This is a genomic window from Nisaea nitritireducens (assembly GCF_014904795.1).
Classification (GTDB): Bacteria; Pseudomonadota; Alphaproteobacteria; order Thalassobaculales; family Thalassobaculaceae; genus Nisaea; species Nisaea nitritireducens.
The window spans coordinates 18,010-36,320 of sequence record NZ_JACZFS010000020.1; the positions used below are offsets into that span (position 1 = coordinate 18,010).

15 protein-coding genes are annotated in these 18,311 nt (G+C 62.3%); 4 read left to right on the forward strand and 11 right to left on the reverse strand.

Going from position 1 to position 18,311, the window contains the following annotated elements:
- Nucleotides 1-51: 51 nt before the first annotated feature.
- Together tcuB and tcuA are read right to left on the reverse strand one after the other, a co-directional pair.
- Complete coding sequence (tcuB, locus tag IG629_RS08505; protein ID WP_193171528.1) at nt 52-1,158, reverse strand: tricarballylate utilization 4Fe-4S protein TcuB; 1,107 nt, start codon at nt 1,156-1,158, stop codon at nt 52-54.
- The gene (tcuA, locus tag IG629_RS08510) at nt 1,148-2,569 is read right to left on the reverse strand and encodes an FAD-dependent tricarballylate dehydrogenase TcuA (protein WP_226886560.1); all 1,422 of its coding nucleotides are present in this window, start codon (nt 2,567-2,569) and stop codon (nt 1,148-1,150) included. The genes tcuB and tcuA overlap by 11 nt, the downstream gene beginning before the upstream one ends.
- Nucleotides 2,570-2,754: 185 nt before the next feature.
- Between tcuA and IG629_RS08515 the strand changes: the two genes are divergently transcribed.
- Both IG629_RS08515 and IG629_RS08520 read left to right on the forward strand, forming a co-directional pair.
- Complete coding sequence (locus tag IG629_RS08515; RefSeq protein WP_193171529.1) at nt 2,755-4,416, forward strand: thiamine pyrophosphate-binding protein; 1,662 nt, start codon at nt 2,755-2,757, stop codon at nt 4,414-4,416.
- Between the two features lie 243 nt (nt 4,417-4,659).
- Complete coding sequence (locus IG629_RS08520; RefSeq protein WP_193171530.1) at nt 4,660-5,592, forward strand: hypothetical protein; 933 nt, start codon at nt 4,660-4,662, stop codon at nt 5,590-5,592.
- Nucleotides 5,593-5,603: 11 nt separating this feature from the next.
- Here IG629_RS08520 and guaD read toward each other — a convergent pair whose 3' ends face one another.
- Together guaD and IG629_RS08530 are read right to left on the reverse strand one after the other, a co-directional pair.
- Entirely contained in the window at nt 5,604-6,887 is a 1,284-nt protein-coding gene (gene guaD, locus IG629_RS08525) for a guanine deaminase (RefSeq protein ID WP_193171531.1), read from the reverse strand.
- Nucleotides 6,887-8,134, reverse strand: coding sequence for a urate hydroxylase PuuD (locus IG629_RS08530; protein WP_319025046.1), 1,248 nt, complete (start codon nt 8,132-8,134; stop codon nt 6,887-6,889). The genes guaD and IG629_RS08530 overlap by 1 nt, the downstream gene beginning before the upstream one ends.
- Before the next feature lie 110 nt (nt 8,135-8,244).
- Between IG629_RS08530 and IG629_RS08535 the strand changes: the two genes are divergently transcribed.
- A complete protein-coding gene (locus IG629_RS08535) occupies nt 8,245-9,186 on the forward strand; it encodes a LysR family transcriptional regulator (protein WP_193171532.1) in 942 nt (313 codons plus the stop codon).
- A gap of 30 nt (nt 9,187-9,216) precedes the next feature.
- Nucleotides 9,217-9,684, forward strand: coding sequence for a GNAT family N-acetyltransferase (locus IG629_RS08540; RefSeq protein WP_193171533.1), 468 nt, complete (start codon nt 9,217-9,219; stop codon nt 9,682-9,684).
- Nucleotides 9,685-9,693: 9 nt separating this feature from the next.
- Here the strand turns inward: IG629_RS08540 and IG629_RS08545 are convergent, their stop codons facing one another.
- Genes IG629_RS08545 through uraH form a run of 7 tightly spaced genes read right to left on the reverse strand, consistent with a single transcriptional unit; the run spans nt 9,694 to nt 18,240 of the window.
- Entirely contained in the window at nt 9,694-10,617 is a 924-nt protein-coding gene (locus IG629_RS08545) for an ABC transporter permease (protein WP_193171534.1), read from the reverse strand.
- Nucleotides 10,614-11,690, reverse strand: coding sequence for an ABC transporter permease (locus IG629_RS08550; RefSeq protein ID WP_193171535.1), 1,077 nt, complete (start codon nt 11,688-11,690; stop codon nt 10,614-10,616). The genes IG629_RS08545 and IG629_RS08550 overlap by 4 nt, the downstream gene beginning before the upstream one ends.
- Entirely contained in the window at nt 11,680-13,239 is a 1,560-nt protein-coding gene (locus tag IG629_RS08555; protein ID WP_193171536.1) for an ABC transporter ATP-binding protein, read from the reverse strand. The genes IG629_RS08550 and IG629_RS08555 overlap by 11 nt, the downstream gene beginning before the upstream one ends.
- Nucleotides 13,236-14,081, reverse strand: a complete 846-nt coding sequence (gene xdhC, locus IG629_RS08560; RefSeq protein ID WP_193171537.1) for a xanthine dehydrogenase accessory protein XdhC — start codon at nt 14,079-14,081, stop codon at nt 13,236-13,238. The genes IG629_RS08555 and xdhC overlap by 4 nt, the downstream gene beginning before the upstream one ends.
- Nucleotides 14,078-16,426 (reverse strand): xanthine dehydrogenase molybdopterin binding subunit, encoded by a 2,349-nt coding sequence (gene xdhB, locus IG629_RS08565; RefSeq protein ID WP_226886557.1) that lies wholly within the window; start codon nt 16,424-16,426, stop codon nt 14,078-14,080. The genes xdhC and xdhB overlap by 4 nt, the downstream gene beginning before the upstream one ends.
- Nucleotides 16,423-17,871, reverse strand: coding sequence for a xanthine dehydrogenase small subunit (gene xdhA, locus IG629_RS08570; protein ID WP_193171589.1), 1,449 nt, complete (start codon nt 17,869-17,871; stop codon nt 16,423-16,425). Before xdhA ends, xdhB begins: the two co-directional genes overlap by 4 nt.
- A 9-nt stretch (nt 17,872-17,880) precedes the next feature.
- Nucleotides 17,881-18,240: a hydroxyisourate hydrolase gene (gene uraH / locus IG629_RS08575; protein ID WP_193171538.1), complete on the reverse strand. Its 360-nt coding sequence runs from the start codon at nt 18,238-18,240 to the stop codon at nt 17,881-17,883.
- Between the last annotated feature and the right edge of the window lie 71 nt (nt 18,241-18,311).

Below are 18,311 nucleotides of genomic sequence, written 5' to 3' on the forward strand. Positions count from 1 at the left end.
ACAAAAAGCCCCGCACCATTCGGTGCGGGGCTTTTCTTTTCCGAATAGGGTCTAGGACTTCTGCTGCGCGTCCCGCACCAGAGCCGCCAGCCTGAAGAAACCGTGCACCATCTTCGAATAGGGCGTCAGCAGGAAAAAGGTCAGCACGGCGCCGAGGTGCAATGGCAGCAGCGCGGAGACCGCCGCCGTGCCGGTCGCGGCATAGAGGGCGAGACCGCTGCCGCCCGTGAAGCTCAACAGCAGTACGAAAGCCATCTCGCCGCCCCAGAGCGCGGGCGCGCCCAAATCCTTCTCGCCGCGTGTCTTCAGCACCGCCATGCCAAGGCCGCCAAGTGTCAGCAAAAGGCCGCCCGGGATACCGAGCAGCTTTGGCAAGGAGAACAGCCCGTAAGGTGCCGGCATGTCGAAGAGATAGTGCATCAGCGTCGCCGAACCTGTGGAGGCAAAGCAGAGCAGGAAGCCATACATCACCGCCTGATGGTGCCAGCGCCGGACATTGGTGAAGCGGTCGCCCTTCTCGAAATTGCAGCCTTCCGCTGCGCCGCCCGAGAGGTTCTTCAGCTTCGCCGCGTCCACGAAGGCCACCTTCAGATGAGCAAGGCTGACAGGCTCTCCGCCGACCTCCTTCCAGTAGGCGCGCAAGCCGACGAAAATCGCCAGCAACGGCAACAGGAAAGCCGGTGTGAAGATCGTGATCATCATTGTGTGGGACAGGATTGCGTAGAACCCCTCCCCGCCAGCGGGCTTCAAGGCCTGCGCCGCCCAGAACAATGCCGCCAGGCCGACAATCAGCGCCACCGCGATGGCAACGCCGCTGCGATGAAACGGGCCCGCCAGAAAGCCCGGCCAGGCAAACCGCTCCCAACTCTCCGCCCGCGCCTCGGCCAGCGCTTTCGGCAGGTTGATGGCGAACTCATGCGGCTCGGTATACTGGCAGGCGTAATAGCAGCCCCGGCAATTGTGGCAGAGATTGGCGAGCTGGGTGATGTCCCCATCTGCAAAGGCCCGCTGCCGGGTAATCGCCGGAAAGACCGAGCAATAGCCCTCGCAATAGCGGCAGGCATTGCAGATCTCGATCTGACGGCGCGCTTCGTCGGTCAGGGTGTCTGGTACCGGAGTATCTGAGGCCGAAGTCTGTGTCGCGTGATCAAGCGGCATTGCTGTTCACTCCCCGGGTTGCGCCCTTGGCGGCTTCCTGCCCGGCAATCCGGCCGAACACAGTGCCGATGGTCATGCCGAAACCGGCGAGATAGCCCTCGCCCAGGATACTTCCGGCCATGATTTCCCCCGCAGCCCAGACATTTTCAAGTTTCTGTCCTTCCATGGTCACCCGTGCGGTCTCGTCCACCTTCAGCCCGAGATAGGTGAAGGTGACACCGGGGCGCAGGGAATAGCCGTAGAAAGGTGGCTCCGTGATCGGCCGGGCCCAGTTGGTCTTCTGCGGCTCGACACCTTCGGTCGCCAGACCGTCCAGCTCTGTCGGATGGAAGTCGCCTTCCCTGCAGGCCGCGTTGAAGGCGTCGACGGTCTCCCGCACCTTCGCGGCGGGAAGCCCCATCTGTTCCGCCAGCCCCTCCAGAGTGTCCGACTGCACCGCCGGGAAAACCGAGGGCATGAAAAGCGTGCTGCTCTTCGCATCGATGATCGAATAGGCAACCTGATCGGGCTGCGCGGCGACGAGACGGCCCCAGATGGCATAGCGCTTCGGCCAGACATCCTCGCCCTCATCGTAGAACCGCTCGCCATCCTTGTTCACGACAACGGAGAACGGCACGCAATCGAGCCGGGTGACGATACCGCCGTCGAATTTCGGTGCCCGTCCGTCGATAGCAACGGCATGGCACTGAGTCGGGTCGCCAACGCTGTCAGCGCCCTGATCCAGCATGTCCTTCAGAACGACACCACGATTGTAGGGCGTACCCCGGATCAGGAAATTCCGGGCCGCCGGGCCCCAGGCACGGGCCAGCCAGTCGATATCGCCCTGGAAACCACCGGAAGCGAGCACGATGGCGCGGCCTTCCACTCGGCAGGGCGCGGCGCCCGCGATCTCCACCTCGACCGCCTGAAACTTCCCGCCCTCGATTTCGACGTGCTTCACCTGGGCCTCGTAGACCACTTCGACACCGAGATCGGCGGCCGTGTTGTAGTAGGCATTCACCAGCGCCTTGCCGCCGCCAAGAAAGAAGGCGTTGGTTCGCCCCAGTGACAGGGTGCCGGAAAGCGATGGCTGGAAGCGAACGCCATGCGCCTCCATCCAGGGCAGGCAGCTCTCCGAGGTACGGATCGCCAACCGGGCCAGCCCCTCGTCCGTATTCCCCTTGGTCACCCGCAGCAGATCGTCGAAATACTCGTCTTCTGCATAAGTATCCGTCAGAACCGAAAGCGGCCCCTGGTGCATGCAGCGGAAATTCCGGGTATGGCGCGAATTGCCACCGCGATAAGTCTTCGGAGCGCCTTCGAGAATGATGACGCGGCAGCCAGCCTCAGCGGCCTCAATGGCCGCGCATAATGCCGCGTTTCCACCGCCGACAACGACGACATCCCATACAGTATCGGTGATTTCAGACAGGGTTTCTCTCCTTCAGCGGGCCGTTCGGCTGGGGATAATGACGCCTCAGTCAGCGGCCTTCTTGACCACATTGTATACAATTGAATACTGTGCAGTCAATCGGTCGAGACGCGCGGATTTTGCTCCGGCGCGATACTTGGCGCACCATCATGGCCGAGACGGCTTGCCCCGGGGGAAACACGCAAATGTCCGCAAAGAAAACATACCAGATTCTGGCTGAAGCCTTCCGTCAGGAAGAGGTGGATACCTGTTTCGCGCTGCTGGGCGATGCGAACATGAACTGGGCCACCCATTTCGCGGAACTGGGAGCGGATTTCGTCTATGTCCGGCATGAGCATTGCGCGGTCGCGGCAGCCATGTCCTACGCAAGAGCGCTGGACAAGATCGGCGTTGCGACGGTCACCTGCGGCCCGGGCCTCACGCAGATCATGACCGCGCTGCCCGCCGCCGTGCGCGCGCATATCCCGCTCGTGGTCTTCGCCGGCGAGTCACCCCTTCGGAACAACTGGTACAATCAGGAACTGGATCAGGCCCCCTTCGTCACCGCGTGCGGCGCCGCCTATCATTCCCTTCATCACCCGGACCGCATGCTGCGCCAGATCCGCGACGCCTTCGTGCAGGCTCGGGAAGAAATGCGCCCGGTGGTGCTCGGCGTCCCGTTCGATCTGCAGAACAGGGACTGGACCGGCGCGGATGAACTGCCCGCTCCCTCACGCGACGTCCTGCCAAAAATGCGTCCGATGCCGCCGCACCCCGACGATGTGGCGGAAGCGGCAACGCTGATCGCCGGTGCAAAAAAGACAATCGTCATGGCTGGTTTCGGCGCAGTCCGGTCAGCCGGTGCCGGTGAGGCCTGTCGTACCCTTGCCGAGAAGTGCGGCGGTCTGCTCGCGACCACCCTGCCGGCACGCGGGCTGTTCCATGACGACCCGTTCAATCTCAGCATCGCGGGAGGCTTCTCCAGTCAGGTGACGCGGGAATGCTTCGCCGAAGCCGACCTGATCGTTGCCGTCGGAGCCAGCCTCGCACACCATAATGCCGATGGCGGCAAGCTCTATGGGCAGGCGCATGTCCTGCAGATCGACACCAACCCAGTCGCTCTCAGTCAGGGCCGGGTACCGGCGGACACGCATCTGCGCGGCGACGCCGCCCTATCCGTCAAGGCGTTGGCCGACGCGCTGGAGCCACGCGCGGAGGATGCCGATAGCTGGCGCAGCCCCGCACTTGCAAAGCAGATCAAGGATACCCCGCCGGACAGCTCTGACTTCCAGGCAGAACAGGGCCTGCTCGATCCGCGCGACGTGGCCTCGGCATTGGACGATGCCCTGCCGATCGACTGGGAAGCGGTGAACTCTTCCGGCCATTGTTCCTACTTCTTTGCCCAGATGCCGAAGCGGCCGGTCGAACGCTTCCACACCATCCGCGAGTTCGGCGCTATCGGGAACGGCATCTCCTTTGCCATCGGCGTCGCTGCGGCCAAGCCTGACGAAACGGTCGTCATGTTCGACGGAGACGGCAGCCTGCTGATGCATATCCAGGAACTGGAAACGATCCGGCGCCACGGCATGAAGGTGCTGATCTGCGTTTTGAATGACGGCGCCTACGGCTCTGAAATCCACAAGCTGCGTTCCGAGGGACTGTCCGATGCCGGTGCGGTTTTCGGCCGTCCCGACCTCGCGGGGATTGCCAGGGGCTTCGGCTTGGAGGGCGAAACCGTCACCGATCTATCCCGACTGCCCGAGCTGGTTGCGAAATTCAATGGATCGGACCGCGGCGCTGTATGGGATTTTCATATCTCGGATCAGATTCTCTCACCCGTCATGCAACGAGCGCACCCTCCCAGGTAGCAAGCGACGCCGCGCGCTTTCGCAAAATACATTGATTTTACAAAGAAATTCTTAATATCGCTGGCAAAGTGCTGAATTCCTGCGGATTTCTGGCAACTTGGATTGCCTTCATCGCGAATTTCAGTTAAAATGCATTTACCTTAAAGGTAGTAAACCTTTAGAGGCAGTAAACTACTGACTACCGTGTCCAGAAGGACACGAACATAGGCGCGTCACTGCACAGAGCCAGAATGGGGAAAAGTGATGAGCAAGGGATCGTTGCACGATTCAGATTCCTGTTTGCGTGCTGAACTCTCGCACACTGAGTTGACTTCTGGCGACAGCCAGAGAGAGCGGCCTGTGGATTCTCGAGGAGAACCCAGGATTTCGACTGACAATGAATTCGGCATCCTCACCAGAGCCCTGAAAGAATGGGTGGATGGGCCGTTCCAGATTGAAGAAAATCGTCTGCAGCCTTCTAACAAAACTCCTTCCTCGCAGGCGCTCAACACCATCGAGTTTGAAATTTTCAAGATCACCGAGATGGCCCGACGATGGATCGTCGAGAACGGCCTCTCGCCCTACAAGCTTGCGCTGACCACGGGAACATCTCCCAGCCAGGTCCACCGCATCATGGAGCCCGGCTGGACACCTTCGCTGAAACTTGCTCGACGCATTGCCTCTTCTTTGCCGAGCGATTGGGTGAACACGTTCGAGCTTGATTGCAATGCCTGCCTGCCCCGCCTGTTCCATCTGCATCAGCCGCCGGAAAATTCGTCCGACCCGGTCACCCGTCTGCTCAACATGGTCAACGGCTCCGATACGGATCAGATTCTGGACAATATTGTTGAAAACCAATGGAGCATCCGTCGCTACCAATACCTCTCGCGAACGGAAACAGCAGTCAGCACGGCGAATCACAACGGGTCCGGTTTCACCGAATCGGACTATACGCCGCCACCACCCCGCATTGCCTGGTCGGCCGATGCGGGAAGCCCAAAAAGCCCGAACCGCGCATTACTGCTGCATCGAATCCCGCTCAAGATCGCAGAGAAGCTCAATCTTTATACAATCCATATTGCCGAGTATTCCGGACTGAACTGGGCAACCCAATTCTGGAGAATTGAGTCCAGCAAGGGTCTGACCAACCTCCGGCAAATGGATATCCTGAAAGCCTACCTGGCTGAGAAAGCCTAAGCCTTCGACCCTTACTTCGCCGGATGGCCGGCGATGTAGGTTTCTGCCACCGCCCGATCGTCTCCAAGGGTCTGCAGGACGAAAAGCTCTTCCTGCAGGCTGCCTACTGTTTCCATACGCAATGTCATGACATCCGTCGCCCGGCTGTTGAGCACCGTGATATCGGCATCCGTGCCAGGCTCCAGCGTGCCGATACGGTCTTCCAGCTGCAACGCCCGGGCATTGCCGAGGCTGGCCCAGTAGAAGCTGCGCAGCGGGTCGATATTCTGGCCGCGCAATTGCAGGGCCTTGTAGCCTTCGTCCAGCGTTCGCAGCATGGAGTAGTTGGTCCCGCCACCAACATCCGTGGCGATGGCCCGGCGGACACCCGCTTCCTTCAGCCCGGCCTCGTCATAGAGACCGCTGCCGAGGAACATGTTCGAGGTCGGGCAATAGACTGCGACCGAGCCAGTCTCCGCCATCCGGTCCCGCTCCCGGTGGGTGAGGTGAATGGCGTGGCCAAACAGGCTGCGTTCGCCGAGTAAACCGTACTTCTCATAGACGTCGAAATAGTCCCGCGCCTCCGGGTAGAGTTCCCGGGTCAACTCGATCTCGGCCTTGTTCTCCGAGAGGTGGGTCTGCAGGTAACAGTCCGGGTTCTCGCGGACCAATGCTTCCGCCATCTCCATCTGCTCCGGCGTGGAGGTGATGGCGAAGCGCGGCGTGATGGCGTACTGCGCCCTGCCCCTGCCGTGCCATTTGCCGATCAAGGCGGTGGTATCGTCATAGGAAGATTGCGGCGTATCGCAGAGCGCGTCCGGCGCGTGACGATCCATCATCACCTTGCCGGCGATCATTGCCATACCCCGTTCTTCCGCAACCGTGAAGAAGGCTTCGGCGGACTGCGGATGTACGGTGCAATAGACCGCAGCGGTTGTTGTGCCGTGCGCCGTCAGCGTATCGAGAAAATGTCCGGCGATGCGGCGGCAATGATCCGGATCGGAGAATTTGGTTTCTTCTGGAAAGGTATACTTCTCCAACCAGTCGAGCAGCTTCGCGCCCCAGGAAGCGATCACCTGCATCTGCGGGTAGTGGGCATGCGCGTCGATGAAGCCCGGCACAATCAGGTGCGGACGATGATCGACGATCTCCGGCCCGTCCGCTACCAGCGTCGCGAAATCCGCACATTCGACGATCTTGCCGTCCCGGATGAGGATGCCTCCATCCTCGATATAGCGGAAGGACGCGGTATCGTCGTAGCTGGCCGGCTCATCCCGGAAACTGAGGACCCGGCCTCTCAGAATACGATCAGGCATCACTGCACCACCGGGCTGTCGCCCTCGAACCAGAGCACGATCTGCGCCCGCTCCGCAGGCTCCATGTAAGAGACATTGGCGGGCGGCATGGCGTGGCTGCGGCCTGCCTGCAGATAGATCTCCCGGGCATGAGTGGCGACCTGCGCCTCGGTCTCCAGCAGCACGCCTTTCGGCGCCAAGGCGATACCGTCCCAGGCAGGCTCGCTTGCATGACACATGGAGCAGCGGCCAAGCACGGCCTCATAGACCGTCTCGAAATGCGGCGAGGCGGCAAGCCGGGTTGCCTCCGGCGTCATCGCTTCGGCTGCCTCTTCTTCCGTCTGCTTTGGTCCGGCAGTGGAGAGCAGGACGATGGCGAGGAACAACACGACCGTCGCCACCCAGGTCCACCAGGGTCGGCCCTTGCGCGCATGCATGGAGTTGAAGAAATGCCGGATGGTGACGCCCATCAAGAAGACCAGGCTTGCAATGACCCAGTTGTACTCCGTCGCGAAAGCGAGCGGATAATGGTTCGACAGCATCAGGAACAGGACCGGGAGGGTCAGGTAATTGTTGTGCGTCGAGCGCAGCTTGGCTATGGCGCCGTATTTCGCGTCCGGCACCCGGCCCGCCTTCAGGTCGGCGACGACGATCTTCTGGTTCGGGATGATCACCATGAAGACGTTGGCGGACATGATGGTTGCCGTGATCGCCCCCAGATGAACGAAGGCGGCGCGGCCTGTGAAGATTTGCGTGAATCCCCAGGCCAGCGCCACCAGCGCGCAATAGAGCAGCACCATCAGCAGGGTCGGGCTCTTTGCCAGCGGTGAGCGGCAGACGAGCGTGTAGACAGTCCAGCCCAGCGCCAGCGAGGCGACGGAGGCCGCGATCGCCATCCAGGGTTCCGCATCCCAGACCGAGACGTCGATTAGGTACAGTTCGGCATGTCCGTAATAGACGATGCACATCAGCGCGAAGCCCGACACCCAGGTCCAGTAACTCTCCCACTTGAACCAGGTCAGATGCTCCGGCAGGGCAGCAGGGGCCACCAGATATTTCTGGATGTGATAGAAGCCGCCGCCATGCACCTGCCACTCCTCGCCATGGGCGCCTTCCGGTAGGCCAGCCGCCTTGCGCAGGCCAAGGTCGAGGGCGATGAAATAGAAGGACGAGCCGATCCAGGCGATGGCGGTGATGACATGCAGCCAGCGTGCCGCGAAAGCAGCCCAGTCCCAGATAATCGCCGAATTCGGCAGCAGCTCGAGCATTGATACCCCCATCAGATCGGCACCTTCCCACTCTGGCAAATCCGCCGCCCTTTCAAAACCTCTATATCTCCTGTTTACTTTATAGGAATTATTGAAAATCAGAGGCAGCCATGCCCTATCTGGACAGCATCCGGGTCTTCGTCCGCACCGTCGAACTTGGCAGTATTACCGCGGGCGGGCGGGACCTCCGGCTGACCCCGGCGGTGGCAAGCAATCGTATACGGGATCTTGAAAACCGGCTCGGTATCCGACTGTTCAACCGGACCACGCGCAAGATCGCGCCGACCGAGGCCGGGCGGCTCTACTACGATCATGCGAAAGAAATCATCGAGGCGCTGGACCGGGCGGAAGCAGCCGTCGCGAACTATTCCCAGCATCCGCGCGGCGCGATCAAAGTGCTTTCGCCCCTCGGCCTCGCCCGCCGGGTAGTGGCGCCGCTGGTGCCGGAATTCAACGATCTTTACCCGGACCTCGCCATCCAGCTCCGGCTGTCGGACCGCAAGGTGGATATCTTCGACGAGCGGGTCGATGTCGCCATCGTGCTCGGCACGCCGGAGGATTCCAGCCTGAAAGCCCGCAAGATAATGGACTGCCCGCGCGTGCTCTGTGCCGCCCCGGTCTATCTCGACCATTTCGGCACACCGCAGACACCTGAAGAGTTGACCGAGAACAATCACCGCTGCCTGCTGCTGCGTTTTCCGGGCACGCAGGAATATTTCTGGACGCTGGAGACTGTGACCGGCCTGACCCGGTTCAACGTCCGCGGCCCCTACGATGCGGATGAAGGCGACGTGTTGACCGAATGGGCGCTGGCCGGACGCGGCATCGTCAACAAGCCTTATTTCGAAGTCGCAAGCCATATCCAGAGCGGCGCGCTCGTGCCGATCCTGACGGCAACACCGCCGCCTCCGTCTTCCCTGTCCTGCCTCTACCCCCACCGTCGCCTGCTCGACCCGAAGATCCGGCTGTTCGTCGATTTCATGACGAAGAAATGCAAGGCCCGGGTCGAGGGTATGATGAAAGACGTCAGCGCATTAAATCGGGGTCGATGATCCACCACATCAAACAAAGGTTCATGTCCAATGCCCGCAGCCCCAGTTTCCATCCGCCCCCTGCAGCACGATGATCGCGCGGTTTGGCAAGATCTATGGGCGCAATACAATGCCTTCTATGGGCGCGAAGGCGATACAGCGCTGGATGGTGAGATTGTCGCCACCACCTGGAAGCGCCTGATGTCCGATGAGGAACCGGTATATGGACTGGTCGCAGATCTCGGCGGCGCGTTGCTGGGGCTGACCCATTTCGTCTTCCATCGGAACCTGATCCATATTGCGGATACCTGCTACATGCAGGATCTGTTCACGGTGGAAGCCGCGCGCGGTCACGGTGTTGGGCGAAAGCTCATCGACGGTGTCGCCGATTCCTGCCGGGCGCGCGGCGTCAAAGACATCTACTGGCACACCCAATCAGAAAACCAGACCGCGCGAGGCCTCTACGACCGTCTCGCACGGAACACCGATTTCCTCGTGTACCGGACCAACGTGGCCTGAGCTGATCGACTAGGTCGACGGCTTGAACGGTTTCCCCAGACAGGCCGGCGCCTGCGCGCCGACGGATTTCCGCAGTGAGATCAATGCCAGCACGACGATGGTGGCTAGATACGGCATCGCCGCCAGGAATTCCGGCGGGACATATTCGAAACCTGCCGCCTTGGCATGCAGCTCCAGCGTCATGACAACGCCGAACAGGTAAGCGCCTGCCAGCAGCCGCATCGGTTTCCAGGCAGCAAACACGACCAGCGCCAGCGCAATCCAGCCGCGCCCGGCTGTCAGCCGTTCCGCCCACATCGGGGTAAGGAACAGCGAGTAGTAGCAGCCGCCGATGCCAGCCATGGCGCCACCGAAGGCGACGGCCATGTAGCGCACGCCGATCACCGAATAGCCGATGGAATGGGCGGATGCGTCGTTTTCGCCGACTGCGCGCAGGATCAGGCCTGCCCGGGTCCGGCGCAGGAACCAGGCGACGACGAGGGTCATGGCGAAGGAGAAATAAACCACCGGATCGTAGCCGAAGAGGATGCGCAGATGCTCATGCTCTGCCAGCGCTGGCGGGAAGAGCGGGCCGAGCACCGTCACCGTCTGGCCGACGAACCCGGCACCGATCAACGAGGACAGGCCGACACCGAAGATAGTGAGTGCGAGGCCGGTCGCGACCTGGTTCGCGGTCAGCGTCAGGGTGAGAAAGCCGAAGATCATCGAGGCACCGGCGCCCGCCAGCCCTGCCGCGACGATGCCGATGAAGGTGGCGCCGGTCATGGTGGTGACGGCGAAACCGGTGACGGCGCCGACCAGCATCATGCCCTCGACCCCGAGATTGAGCACGCCCGCCTTCTCCACCACCAGCTCGCCCAAACCGGCCAGCAGGATCGGCGTCGCCGCGCCAACGACGGTGACGAGGATCGCTATCAGGATGGCTTCGTTCATGCCGCGCCCCCGCTCCGCACACCGCTGAAGCGGACGCGATAATTCACAAGAATGTCGGTCGCCAGCAGGAAGAACAGCATCATCGCCTGAAACAGGCCGCTGGCCGCGTTCGGCAGGCCGATGGAAGATTGCGCGATTTCGCCCCCGACATAGGAGATCGCGAGGATGATGGCCGCCAGCATGATGCCGACCGGATGCAGACGGCCGAGAAAGGCGACGATGATCGCCGTGAAACCGTAGCCGGTCGGGAATTGCGGCACCATCTGCCCGTAAGGCCCCGCCGCTTCCAGAATGCCCGCGAACCCGGCGAGGCCTCCGGCCGCCAGCAACGAGGTCCAGATCGTCCGGGTCCGGTTGAAGCCGCCATACCGGGCCGCATTGGGCGCCGCGCCGACCACCCTGATCTCGAAACCGAACACAGTCTTGGACAGGATGAACCAGGCCAGCAGCGCGACCAGAAAGGCGATCGGCACACCGTAATGCACGAAGGTATTGCCGATCTCCGGCAGCATCTGGCTGTCGGTGAACATCCGGCTCTGCGGGAAGTTGAAGCCTTCCGGGTCCTTCCAGGGGCCACGCATCAGGTAGTAGAGCAACTGGACCGAGACATAGGTCAGCATCAGGCTGGTCAGGATCTCGTTCACGTTCAGCTTTGTCTTGAGGAATGCCGGGATTGCCGCGTAGAGCATGCCGCCCGCTACACCGGCGAGGCACATCAGCGGCAAAATCCACCAGCCTTCCATCTGCCAGGTGGCAAGCGCCACGCCGGTGCCGGCCAGACCGCCGATGACATACTGCCCCTCCGCCCCGATATTCCAGACATTGGCCCGGAAGCCGACGGAAAGCCCGATGGCGATCAGGATCAGCGGCGCCGCCTTGATGCCGAGATCCTGCCATTTGTTCGGGTCGAGCGCCGGGACGAAGAAGATGTTCCAGACCGCACCCGGCCCGTCATAGCCAAGCAACGAGAAGATCGTCGCGCCCACAACCATGGTCAGCAGCACCGAGAAGACCGGTGTCAGGTAGAGCATGGCGCGGCTTGGCTGTTTCCGTTTGACCAGCTCAAGCCGCATGAGTCGCTCCCGCATAATCCGCCGTTGCGTCCGGGTCGCCATGTACGCCGCCCATCAAGAGACCGATCTCGTCGACCGAAGCCTCCCCGACCGCGAGGGTGCGAGAGAGCTTTCCTTCGTTCATCACCGCCATGGTGTCGGAAATCGCCATCAACTCGTCCAGATCCTGGCTGATCACCACGATGGCGGAGCCGCGCGCGGCCAGATCGACCAGCTCCTGATGAATTGCCGCCGCCGCGCCCGCGTCCACGCCCCAGGTCGGCTGCGAGACCACCAGCACGTCAGGCGCCTGCATGATCTCCCGCCCCATGATGAATTTCTGCAGATTACCGCCGGAGAGAGAACTCGCCGGCGCTTTCGCGCCGGTTGTCTTCACAGCGAAACCGCCTATGACCTCATTCGTGTAACTCTCCGCAACGCCAGCATCGATCACGCCCAACCGCACCATGTTCTTCCGGGTCCGGGCCGTCAGGATCGCGTTGTCGGAGAGCGAGAAACCCGGCACGGCGCCATGGCCGTTACGCTCTTCCGGCACGGCGCAGAGGCCGAACCGACGACGTTTCTCCGCATTGAGCGTGCCGACGGGGTTCCCGTCGATATTGATGGCACCAGCGCTCTCCACCGGCCGTTCACCGCTGAGGGCCAGCATCAACTCGTTCTGACCGTTCCCGGCGACACCGGCAACGCCGAAGATCTCGCCAGCCCTAACGGAGAAACTGATGTCTTTCAGTGAGGTGCCAAATGCGTCATCGGCTTCCAGGGATAGACCGCCGACGATGAACCGCTCGACGCCGAAACTCCGGTCTGCCGCCTTTTCGATTTCCTTCAGCGCGCCGCCGATCATCATCTCCGCCATGCTGCGGGAGGATTCGGCGCGCGGATCGCATTCCGCCACCACCCGGCCGCCGCGCAGGATGGTCGCCGAATGGCAGAGCTCCACGATCTCATGCAGCTTGTGGCTGATATAGAGGATGGAGCAGCCCCGCGCGGCCAGAGCCCGCAGCGTGTCGAACAACTGGGCGACTTCCTGCGGTGTGAGCACCGAAGTCGGCTCGTCCATGATCAGCAGCCGAGGCTCCAGCAGCAGGGCGCGGACGATCTCAATGCGCTGGCGTTCGCCGACGCTGAGCGTCGCCACGGTACGGTGCGGGTCGAGCGAGAGCTGGTAGGTTTCCAGCACCTCCCGGATACGGGCTTCGAGATCTGCATAGGAGATCGCCTCGTCCAGACCGAGAGCGATATTCTCCAGAACGGTCATCGGCTCGAACAGCGAGAAATGCTGAAACACCATGCCGACGCCCATGGCCCGGGCGGCTTTCGGGCTGGCGACATGAACCAGCTCACCGTCGAATCGGATCTCTCCGGCATCCGGTTGCATGATGCCGTAGATCATCTTCACCAGCGTCGACTTGCCCGCGCCATTCTCCCCGAGCAGCGCATGGATTTCCCCCGGCGCCACGGAAAAGCTGACATCGTCATTGGCAAGCACGCCCGGAAAGGCCTTGGTAATGCCTTTCAGATCCAGACGGCGCGTCGTCCCGTCACTCATTCAAGTCCCCCGCTCCCCAGCAGCTCCAGTTGAGGGTCCACCGGACCGGCTACTGGCGTCAATCGCGCGATCACCTCGGCGCTAACGAAGGCCGCGATCACTTCAGGCCGCTTGTCGCCGCTGCCCTGTGCCCCGATCGGGCAGACCAGATGCTCTGTCCGCCCCACAGGCGCGCTGCTTTTCCGGCACCAGCGCTCGAACGAGGCCCGCTTCGTATCAGATCCGATCATCCCGACATAGGCCGCATCGCCACGCATCAGAGCTTCCGCCGTGATGATGAAATCCAGTGCGTGATCGTGGGTCAGCACGATGAAGGCACTGCCAGATGGCGCGGCGCGCACTTCGGCTTCCGGCAGAGGCGTCAGACATTGGCGAACGGGAGCGCGGCACAATGCCAACTCCTCCTCCCGCTCATCCACCAGCGTGACCTGAACGGGCAACAGGCTGAAACTGTCCGACAGCGCCCGTCCGACATGACCGGCGCCGAAAATATAGACCGACGGCAAGGCGCTCCGGTCAGCCGCCCTGCGCGCCTCTTCCGCTCCAAGGGCGGCTGCATCCAGCAAGTCCATGGCGATGGCGACATAGCCGCCACAGCATTGCCCGATTTCCGGGCCGAGCGGGACTTCAAGCCGCCGTTCCCGGGAACCCGCCTCCAGCATGTCCCGCGCCGCCTCTATGGCGATGAATTCAAGCCGGCCGCCGCCGATGCTGCCTTCGATCCGCTCGGCCGAGACATACATCACCGTGCCCTCGGCGCGCGGAGCGGAGCCTCTGACCGTGACCAGCTCCAGCCGGATTGCCGCCGGAGTGCTCGTGAAGAAAGAAATCGGTGTGCTCATGCTTCGGCTCCCCCATGTGCCCGCAGCCGCTCCACCGCCATCAGCACCCGCTCCGGTGTCGCCGGTGTGTCGAGCCGTGGGCATTCCCGGTAATCGGCAACGCTCGCCACCGCCATGGAAATCGCTTCCAGCACGGAAATACCGAGCATCAGCGGCGGCTCCCCCACCGCCTTGGAGCGGCGGATAGTACGTTCCTTGTTCTCCGACCATTCGGCCAGCGCGACATTGAAGATGCGTGGCCGGTCCGAGGCGAGCGGGATCTTGTAGGTCGACGGCGCATGCGTGCGCAGCCGCCCCTTGTCGTCCCACCAGAGTTCTTCGGTCGTCAGCCAGCCGACGCCCTGCACGAACCCGCCCTCGACCTGCCCCTTGTCGATGGCAGGGTTCAGGGATTTTCCGACATCATGCAGGATATCTGTCCGCTCAACCCGGTACTCGCCGGTCAGCGTGTCGATGGAAACCTCGGAGACCGCCGCGCCATAGGCGAAGTAATAGAAAGGCCGGCCTTTGCCCGCTTCCCGGTCCCAATGAATATCGGGAGTCTTGTAGAAACCGGCGGCGGAGAGGTGCACCCGCGCCATGTAGGCCTCGGCGACCAATACATCGAACGGGACAGTCTTGGAGCCGACACACACGCCGCCCGGACCGAATGTCACCTCTTCTGCCGAAACCGACCATTTCTCAGAAGCGAACGCCACGAGCCGCTGCTTGATCTGCTCCGCTGCGTTCTGGGCTGCCATCCCGTTCAGATCGGAGCCGGAAGAGGCAGCAGTCGCGGAGGTGTTCGGCACTTTCTCGGTCGAGGTCGCGCTGACCCGGATGCGATCCAGGTCCACCTGGAAGCAGTCAGCGACAATCTGCGCGACCTTGGTGAAAAGCCCCTGCCCCATCTCCGTGCCACCATGGTTCAGATGGATCGAGCCGTCCTTGTAGACATGCAGCAGGGCGCCCGCCTGATTAAACCAGGTCGCTGTGAAGGAGATGCCGAACTTGACCGGCGTCAGAGCTATGCCCTTGCGGATCACCCCACCCTGCCGATTGAAATCGAGGATGGCCTCGCGCCGCGCCTGATAATCGGAGCTGATTTCCAGTTCACTCACCAGCCGGTCGAGGATCGAGTCCGTCACCGTCTGGTGATAAGGGGTCACATCCCTGCCGGGCGGGCCGTAGAAGTTCGCCTTGCGGATTTCCAGCGGGTCCTTGCCGAGCGCGTAGGCGATTTCCTCGACGATTCGTTCCGCCCCGACCACGCCCTGAGGCCCGCCGAAGCCGCGAAAGGCCGTGTTGGAGACTGTGTTGGTCTTGAGAGGCAGGGATTTCAGCCGGACATGCGGGAAGTAATAGGCGTTATCGGCATGAAACAGCGCCCGGTCGGTCACCGGACCGGAAAGGTCCGCCGAGAACCCGCAACGCGCGGCGTAGGTCCCCTCGACACCGAGAATCCGGCCCTCGTCATCGAAACCGACATCATAGGCGACCTTGAAATCATGCCGCTTGCCGGTGGCGATCATGTCGTCATCCCGGTCCGGACGGATCTTCACCGGACGGTTCAGACGCTTGGCCGCAAGGGCAGCAACGGCAGCGAACAACGCCGGTTGGGATTCCTTGCCTCCGAAGCCGCCTCCCATCCGCCGGACCTGCACGGAGATCGCATTCGCGGCCACACCAAGCACCTGGGCAACGAGGGTCTGCGCCTCGCTCGGGTGCTGGGTCGAGGAATGGATGGTCACGGTCTCGTCCTCGCCCGGGATGGCAAAAGCGATATGGCCTTCCAGATAGAAGTGGTCCTGGCCACCGATTTCCATATTGCCGATAATCCGGTTTGGCGCCTCAGCCAGCGCTTTGTCGACGGAACCGCGTTCCAGTTTCAGAGGCTTGGTAACGAGGTCGCCCCCCGCAGCCATGGCCGCATCGATGTCGATAGCGGCATCGAGCGGGCGATAGTCGATCCGGGCCAGTGTCGCCGCGTGGCGGGCCTGCAGCCGGCTCTCCGCGATCACGGCGAAAACAGGCTGGCCCCAGAACATCACCTTGTCTTCGGCGAAGACAGGATCGTCATGGGCGTGGACCGGGCTGACATCGTTTACGGCCGGGATATCCGCCGCCGTCAGCACATCTACAACGCCGGGTGCCGACCGCACGGCAGTCAGGTCGATCGACACAATTTCCGCGTGGGCGGCTTCCGAGAGGCCCAAATACGCGTGCAGGGTGCCGACCGGCTCCACCATATCGTCGATGTAATCCGCCGCGCCGGTGACATGCTTGTGGGCCGAGTCATGACGCTCGGCGCTATGGACGCCGCCCCGCACTCTCGTGCCTGCGTCTTTCCGCCCGCCGTCCATCATGCGCTCAACCGTGCAGGCTGGCTGCCAGTCGTCTCGAGATAAAAACGCAGCAGCAGGTTCGCCGCCACCCGGCTGCGATATTCTGCCGAGGCCCGCCAGTCGGACAGCGGCGAGAAATCATCGGCCAAAGCCGCCATCGCCGCGCGCACGCTTGCTTCGCTCCAGGCCTGGCCGACGAGGGCAGCCTCCGCGCCTGCCGCACGCTTTGGCGTCGCCGCCATTCCGCCGAAGGCCAGCCGGGCACGCGCCACCAGGCCTTCTTCAACAGTGACGGAAAACGCCCCGCAAACCGCCGAGATATCCTCATCCCGGCGCTTCGATATCTTGTAGGCAGCATTCAGCGATCCAGCAGCGGGCAGCGGTATATGCACCGCCTCAACGAACTCGTCCGGCGCCCGATCCTGTTTGCCGTAATCGATGAAGTATTCTTCCAGCAGGATCCGGCGCTGCCCCTCTACCCGGCGCAGTGTCAATTCGGCACCGAGCGCGATCAGCACCGGCGGTGTGTCACCGATGGGGGAGCCGTTGGCGATGTTCCCGCCGACCGTCCCCATATTGCGCACCTGCCAACCACCAATCCGGCTCCAGAACTCCGGCAAGTGCGAGAAATGCTCGGCAATAACAGGCGCTGCATCGGAATAGCTGACACCGGCGCCCAGCGTCACCGCACCCTCTTCGACCGAAATCCTCTTCAGCTCGTCGAGATGCCCGACGAAGATCGCGGGTGAGATATCGCGCATATGCTTGGTCACCCAGAGTCCGACATCGGTAGAGCCAGCAACGATGGTTGCGTCCTTATATTCAGCGAGAATCACCGCCAGATCGCCGGCATTCGCAGGCAGTATGGCGGTGCTCTCGTCACGTGACACCATGACCCGCGCACCGTCAGTCATCGCCGCCAGGCGTTCGAGCACATGAGCCCGTTCCGCGGCGAGAAAGTCCCCGTCCGGCGCGGTGTTGCCTGCCGCGAGTGCGGCGCGGACAATCGGCTCATACCCGGTGCAGCGGCAGAGATTGCCCTGAAGCGCGGTTTCCACGGCCTCCACGGACGTGCAGCCCGCTTCCATCCAGAGCGCGTAGAGAGACATCACCACGCCGGGCGTGCAGAAGCCGCACTGGCTGCCGTGATGATCGACCATCGCCTGCTGAACCGCATGCAGCCCGCCCTCCGGGCCGCGCAGATATTCCACCGTGACCACATGGCAAAGATCGACAGAGGCAAGCAGCCGGATACAGGCATTGACCGTCTCGTACCGGATCGTGCCGCCGGCACGCCGCCCAACCAGAACGGTGCAGGCGCCGCAATCGCCCTCGGCACAGCCTTCCTTTGTTCCGCGCAAGCGCTGATCGAGGCGGAGATGGTCCAACAGGGTGTCACCGGCCCCGACCGTCCCGAGACGTATCTCGCGGTCGTTCAGCAGAAACCGGATTTCGCCCCGCGCCATCGTCACCCGTCAGCTCCCCCTGTAGGTCGCGTAGCCGTAGGGGGAAAGCAGCAACGGCACATGAAAATGCTGGTCCGCATCCTCGATACCGAAGCGCAGCGGAATGGTGTCGAGGAACAGGATGCCGTCTCCGACATGACCAGCCGCCTTCAGATAATCGCCAGCATGGAAAAGCAGTTCATAGACGCCGGGCGTGAAGCTCTCGCCATGCGCCATCGGGCCGTCCGTCCGCCCGTCCGCGTTCGTCACCGCGTGCGAGATCGGTTGCGGCACGCCACCGGTCAGTCGGAAAAGCTCAATCTTCAGCCCCGCCGCCGGCTTCCCTGCCGCCTGATCAAGCACATGAGTCGTCAATCGTCCTGACGCCATAGCAAGTCTGCCCCTGTTTTGCCGGGTTGATCCCGGTTGCAGTCTTTGCACGACCGCGTTCTTTGACTGAA